Source organism: Thermoleptolyngbya sp. M55_K2018_002, assembly GCF_015295965.1.
GTDB classification, from domain to species: domain Bacteria; phylum Cyanobacteriota; class Cyanobacteriia; order Elainellales; family Elainellaceae; genus Thermoleptolyngbya; species Thermoleptolyngbya sichuanensis.
On the sequence record NZ_DVEA01000259.1, the window covers coordinates 1 to 6194 of the forward strand.

The 6194-nt window shown below is 56.0% G+C and carries 4 protein-coding genes and 2 pseudogenes; 1 reads left to right on the top strand and 5 read right to left on the bottom strand.

Features of this window, described 5'->3' with window-relative positions; genetic code table 11:
- Together IGS51_RS12985 and IGS51_RS12990 are read right to left on the bottom strand one after the other, a co-directional pair.
- A pseudogene (locus IGS51_RS12985) lies at positions 1-286 on the bottom strand (sulfate ABC transporter substrate-binding protein); the annotation flags it as partial.
- Between the two features lie 338 nt (positions 287-624).
- The gene (locus tag IGS51_RS12990; protein ID WP_297078778.1) at positions 625-1806 is read right to left on the bottom strand and encodes a GTP-binding protein; all 1182 of its coding nucleotides are present in this window, start codon (positions 1804-1806) and stop codon (positions 625-627) included.
- 288 nt (positions 1807-2094) lie between these two features.
- Here IGS51_RS12990 and IGS51_RS12995 point away from each other — a divergent pair, with 288 nt between their 5' ends.
- Positions 2095-3117 carry an AI-2E family transporter gene (locus IGS51_RS12995; protein WP_367279332.1) on the top strand — a complete coding sequence of 341 codons (1023 nt, stop codon included), beginning with the start codon at positions 2095-2097 and terminating at the stop codon, positions 3115-3117.
- A gap of 96 nt (positions 3118-3213) precedes the next feature.
- Here IGS51_RS12995 and IGS51_RS22380 read toward each other — a convergent pair.
- From IGS51_RS22380 to IGS51_RS13005, 3 genes and pseudogenes are all read right to left on the bottom strand, one after another.
- Positions 3214-3553 (bottom strand): annotated as a pseudogene (locus IGS51_RS22380) (type II toxin-antitoxin system PemK/MazF family toxin).
- Positions 3520-3798 carry a hypothetical protein gene (locus IGS51_RS13000; RefSeq protein WP_297078780.1) on the bottom strand — a complete coding sequence of 93 codons (279 nt, stop codon included), beginning with the start codon at positions 3796-3798 and terminating at the stop codon, positions 3520-3522. Before IGS51_RS13000 ends, IGS51_RS22380 begins: the two are co-directional and overlap by 34 nt.
- A 292-nt stretch (positions 3799-4090) precedes the next feature.
- A complete protein-coding gene (locus IGS51_RS13005) occupies positions 4091-5905 on the bottom strand; it encodes an aspartate kinase (RefSeq protein ID WP_297078781.1) in 1815 nt (604 codons plus the stop codon).
- Between the last annotated feature and the right edge of the window lie 289 nt (positions 5906-6194).

The following is a 6194-nucleotide window of genomic DNA, read 5'->3' on the forward strand; positions in this document are numbered from 1 at the left end:
CTCGTGCCTGGGGGCCAGACCCGCCGTAGCTCTGGAAGATGGAAACGTCTTGCCCGGTTTCGGCTTTCCATTTGGCAGCGAACTGCGGGATGATTTTGTCGTAGGCAGGCTGGGTGACGGCGAAGGAAACCAGCGTGAAATTGATCCGTCGGGGGGCAGGAGCGGCAGACCCAAGGATCAGCGGGCCGCTTTGGCTGCAAGCGGCGATCGCCATACTCAGTCCCAACCCCACTAGGGCCAGCACCAGAAATTTTTGGGGCGATCGCCGTCCACAACGAGCAAACATCGAGTTCTCCAGCGTTAAGTTCTCCAGCGATTAGTGCAACAAAAGCGCAATAGAAGCATAGAGGCTTTCAAGCAGTCTGGAGAGACATCATACATCAGAAACGCGACTCAATCTACGGTTTTCCCGTCAAGATACGAGAATTTATAGCAGGCGCAATGGCGGCTATGCAAAAGCAAGCAGATGCCATAAGACTCGACATCTGCCCGCTTCATTGAGTTGAGTTAAATAAGTTGAGTTAAAGAAACTTGAGTTAAAGGAATTGGCGATCGCCCGCTGGGTTTGTCTAGGGGCGTAGGCTTTGTTCAGCTAGGTTTATCCCCGCTGGTCAATGGCTTGGCCTATTTGCCAAAGCCGCGCCCGCGAGATGCCGTCGGCATACAGACACAGGCCTGAATTTGCGCCAGCAGCGTTTCACGATCCAGGTCTTGCCCGATTAGCACAAGCTGGTTTTTGGGCTGTCCTTTCCACTCGCTGTCGTCTAGCGTGAAGCGCTTGCCGCTGAGGTGAAAGATATGACGCTTGGGGCTTTCATCGAACCAGAGAATACCTTTGGCGCGGAACACGTTGGCGGGCATTTGGTTATCGAGGAAATGCTGGAACCGCTTGATGGCAAAGGGGCGATCGCTCTGGAAAGACACCGAGGTAAATCCATCAACCTCTAGATGATTGGAATGGTGGTGATGATGGTCATGATCATGATCGTGGACACAGTGGCCGTGATCATGGTCGCAAGCGGAATGGTCGTGATCATGTCCGTGATCGGAATGCGCGTGATCATGATGATCGTGATGATGCGCGTGGTCATGCGCGTGATCATGACTGGAGGCGTGCGAATGCTCGTCACTCTCCGGCTTGAAATATTGGGCCGACTCGAACAGGCCCACGCTGAGGATCAGCGGCAGCGGAACCTGCGAATTGGTCGTCCGGAGAATCCGTGCGCCTTCTTTGACATCACGGATTTTAATCTCTAGCGCGTCCAAATCGGCTTCGTCCACTAGATCACATTTGTTGAGCAAGATGATGTCGCCGTAGGCAATTTGGTTATGGGCGGCATCGCTGTTGAACAAATCCAGGCTGTAGTTGGCTGCGTCTACCACGGTCACAATCGAGTCGAGGCGGGTTAGGTCGCGCAGTTCTGTTCCCAAAAAGGTGAGGGCGACGGGCAGCGGGTCAGCCAGTCCAGTGGTTTCCACGACTAGATAGTCTACTTTTTCGGGGCGTTCCAGAATTTTATAAACGGCTTCTAGCAGGTCGTTGTTAATCGTGCAGCAGATGCAGCCGTTGCTCAGTTCCACCATGCTGTCGTCACCGTTGGTGGCAACAATCAGCTCGTTGTCGATGCCAATTTCGCCAAATTCGTTGACCAGCACGGCGGTTTTTAGCCCCTGCTGATTGGTCAGAATGTGGTTCAGGAGGGTGGTTTTGCCGCTACCCAAAAAGCCCGTGATGATAGTGACCGGAAGACCCTGCTTGGTGTCGTCCATGTGGGCGATCGCTTGCGGCGTGTCAGCAGTTTGCATAGCGTGATGGGGAGAGGGGGAACGAGGATGGGTCAGAAATGGAGAAAATGTTGCTCGAAAAATGTCGCTCGAAAGGAATATCGCTCTAACCCTAGAGCCTGCCGTATGCTGCTAGATTGAGCAGGATTTCAGCGAGAGACGCTTTCCCGTCTCACATATTCCAATCGTGGAGGCTGGTGCGCGGTATCTTAGGGCGCATTGCAAGTTCTATTATTGCCGATTTCTCCACAATTCGACTGCGCTATGGATAGGGAGGGTGGGACTGCCGTGAATCGGGACGATCAGCCAATGCAGCCGCTGTGGTCGCAGTTGAACAATGCTAAGCTGCTGCGCTATTTGCTGCTGCTGCTGCTGGGCTGGGCGATCGCCCAGATGCTTGCCTATTTTTCCTCGGTGATTGTCATCTTCACCTTTGCGGCAATCCTGGCATTTTTGCTTAGCTATCCCATGCGGTGGCTCCAGCGCTGGCTGCCTCGCCCAGCGGCAGCGGTGGCCGTGTTTTTGCTGAGTCTTTTGCTGCTGGCGGGGTTTGTGTTTACGATTGGCTCGGCCATGCTGTCGCAGGGACAGGCGCTTCTGGCTCAGGCTCCTGGCATTGCGGCAGTGCTGCTGAACTCGTTGGAGCAGGTGGAAGAGTTTTTGCAGCGGTTCAATCTCCAGGCAGATTTTTCAGCCCTGGAGGATTTGCTGCAATCTCAAACAATCGAGGCAGCGAAAACGTCCCTCATTGGGCTGCAAGTGCTGCTGCAACGATTGCTGGATCTGCTGCTGATTGGCATTGTCAGCTTTTTTATGCTGCTGGATGGCGATCGCCTCTGGCGCTGGATTGTGTGTCGGTTTCCGGCCTCGCTCCAGCCCCGCCTGACGGATGCCGTGCAGCAAAACCTGCTGGGCTTTTTTTGGGGGCGGTTTTTGCTGTCGCTATTTTTTGCGCTGTCGTGTCTGGTGATTTTTTTGCTGGTGAATGCACCCTATGCGCTGCTGCTGGCGGCGATCGCCGGCTTTTTTGACCTGATCCCCGGCATCGGCGCAACCCTGGGCATCAGCCTGATCTGCCTCATCCTCTTGCCCCAAGGCATCTGGCTCAGCCTGCTGATCCTGGTCTGCTGCGTGCTGCTGCAACAGGTGGAGGAAAATGTACTGATGCCCAAAATCATGCAGGGGTCGATCAACATGAACCCGGTGGTGATGTTTCTGGCGCTGCTGGTGGGGGTGCGGGTGGCGGGGCTGCTGGGGCTGTTTCTGGCGATTCCGGTGGCGGGCGTGCTGATCAGCCTGTTCGACGTAGAGGCTCTGCGGGCCAAGCATTGAAGTAAGCTCGCCTCTGCGCCCCCAAGGTAAATTGCGAGAGTGCTTAAGGGTGTTTAAGGGTGCTTAATGAATGTACAGCGGCCAAAAACTTGCTTCTCACAGCCCCATTAAAATTCTCAGCCTATCCTCTACAGCCGCTAGGGTTTCTGGCAAGACCATACCCCAACGCTCCTCTAGTCGATTTACAGAGATGGAACGAATATCTTCACACTTAATAAAGCTGCGAACTCTCAGCCCTCCCTCCGGGGGCGTGAGTTCAACGTGAAAGGGGATACCTTTGTCTCTAGGTAATTGGCAAGATGACCACTAACCCTCATGCACCTTGCTTGAATAAATCCACTGAAATAATCAAACAAGGACGTTTTCCAGCTTGTTCGTGTCCTTTTACAGGGTTAAGGTTTGCTAGCCAAATTTCTCCTCTTGCCAGTTGTGCCACGACTCACTTAACCCATCGCCTATTGTCTGATCCCACACTGCTCTCTCTGTCAGTTCATCCTCCCACGATTCCTGATTTTGCCTGAGTGCAGCAAACGCCCGGTTTGCCTGTATCAGAAAGACATGTCTTCGATAATTTTCAATTGCTTTGTCCAAAACGGCCTGCATCGTTTCACCAGAGGTTTCCGCTAGTTCTAATAGCGTCTGATGGGCGGCATTGCTGAGGGTAATGGTCAATTCAGGCATAGGGCCTAGCCTTATAGATCCTGCCGTTGCCCATTATTGTAGCTAAAGCGAATGTTGCCGTTGCAGCTAGTAGTCCAGCGTGGCTCTAGGTCAGCGTTGTCCTTGGGCGGACAGTCCACAGGTTATGGGAAGTGGTTACTTGGGAAGTGGTTACTTACGACTGCAAGACTTCACAGAAAGACGGTTCTCGGAGAACTCTGAACAACTAAGCAGGCACTTCCACACGCTCTGTACCTGGCACAATCGCTCGGCGACGGTATCCATTCGGCAGTGAACAACTAAGCAGGCACTTCTAAGCAGGCACTTCCACGCGCTCTGTACCCGCCAGCCCAAAGGCCGCATGAACGGCTTGCAGAGCGCGGATGCCATCTTCTTCTGGCACTACGCAGCTAATCTTGATCTCCGATGTGGCGATCATCTGGATGTTGATTTGCTCCTGAGCCAGTGCCTCAAACATGCGAGCCGCGATGCCGGGGCGGCCGACCATGCCCATACCAACGATGCTAACTTTGGCGATCGCCTGATTCACCACAATTTCCCCACAGCCCAAGTCGGGGGCGGCTGCTTCCAGGGCCGCTTTGGCTGCATCTACGTCGCCCTTCGCCACAGTAAAGGCGATATCCCGCGTCACCATGCCGTTGACCAGGCGGCAGCGCTGGGATTGGATGATCATGTCTACGCTGATGTTGTGATCGGCCAGCAGGCGAAACAGACGAGCGGCCATGCCGGGGCGATCGGGCACATGGCGGATGGCAAGCTGGGCCTGGTTGCGGTCGAGGGCGGCCCCGCGCACGGGCGGCGCATCGGCATAGGCGAGGGATTTTTGGGCCTGGTTGACGGGCGAAGAGGTGACCTCGAAGGCGCTGCACAGGGCGGCCAGAGCGCGATCGCAGTCTTCGGCGCGAATGGCGCAGCTTACCTGCACCTCGGAGGTGGAAATCATTTCAATATTCACACCCGCCGTCGCCAGCGTTTCAAACATCTGTGCTGCCACGCCGGGGCGACCGATCATGCCTGCGCCGGAGATGCTGACCTTGGCCATGTCCCGTTCCACCATCACTTCTGCTTCGCCGGAGGTGGGCGACGGGTCGTAGCGCAGGGCCGGGGCGATCGCCGCTGCAACGGCCTCTGCCCGATTCAGCGAGTTGCGGGTGACGGTGAAGGCAATGTCGTTGCTGTTGCCCTCGTGGATGGACTGGATAATCAAGTCCACATCCAGCGCTTGGGAGGCGATTTCGCCAAACAAACGAGCGGCAATGCCGGGGCGATCGGGCACGCGCAAGAGGGCGACCTTGGCCTGATCCGTGTCAAACTCGACCGCATCAACGGGATGGGCGATTTCTAACCCATCGAGCGATCGCGGCTGGGGCAGGGGCGACATCACGCGAGTACCCGGATCATCCGTCCAGCTAGAGCGCACCACCAGCATCACGCCGTAGTTGCGGGCAATCTCCACCGAGCGGGGATGCAGCACCTTTGCACCCAGGCTGGCCAGTTCCAGCATTTCGTCACTGGTGATCTCGTCCATTAATTGGGCATCGGGTACAAGCCGTGGGTCAGCGGTCAAAATCCCCGGCACGTCGGTGTAAATTTCACAGGCATCGGCCCGCAGCGCTGCCGCCAGGGCCACGGCCGAAGTGTCGGAGCCGCCGCGCCCCAGCGTGGTGATTTCCAGATCTGCCGAATCAGTGATGCCCTGAAAACCCGCTACGACGACGACTTCACCCTTTTGCAAATGCCGCTCTAGGCGCTCGGTTTCGATTCGCAAAATGCGGGCGCGGGAGTGGATTGACTCGGTAACGATGCCGACCTGTGCGCCTGTGAGGGAGATGGCGGGCTGGCCGAGTTCCTGAAGCGCCATGCTCAGGAGGGCGATGGACACTTGTTCACCGGTGGATAGCAGCATGTCCATTTCGCGACGGCTGGGGTTGCTAGAGATTTCCGATGCCAACTTGACCAGTCCGTCGGTGGTTTTGCCCATTGCAGACACCACCACGACGACCGAGTTCCCCGCTTGGACAGTTTGCATGACGCGCTGGGCGACTACCTGAATCCGCTCAACCGTGCCGACCGATGTCCCGCCGTATTTCTGAACAATTAACGCCATAGCCCTCGCTGCACCGCCCGCTTCGTGATCTCCGGCGCGGATGAAGCTGATCGTCCAGAAATCACAAATGGCGCAAAATCATTTACCCCATCAAGGTATCAGACCAGAGGGACAACGGGTAAGGGGAAATTAGGGTTGAGGGGTGGGCTTGTTATCAAACTTTGGAATTTCTCTCAGGAATAGCGCTGGTTTTGCGGGGGGGCTGAGTTCCGAGCCAATAGCCTTGGGGGATATCCCCCAAACCCCCTTTTGCAGGGGACGAAGCGTCCCCCACACCCCCTCCTAAGGG

Coding starts and splice junctions, on each gene's coding strand:
- IGS51_RS12990 (WP_297078778.1), bottom strand. CDS start 1,806: ATGCAAACTGCTGACACGCCGCAAGCGATCGCCCACATGGACGACACC.
- IGS51_RS12995 (WP_367279332.1), top strand. CDS start 2,095: ATGCAGCCGCTGTGGTCGCAGTTGAACAATGCTAAGCTGCTGCGCTAT.
- IGS51_RS13000 (WP_297078780.1), bottom strand. CDS start 3,798: ATGCCTGAATTGACCATTACCCTCAGCAATGCCGCCCATCAGACGCTA.
- IGS51_RS13005 (WP_297078781.1), bottom strand. CDS start 5,905: ATGGCGTTAATTGTTCAGAAATACGGCGGGACATCGGTCGGCACGGTT.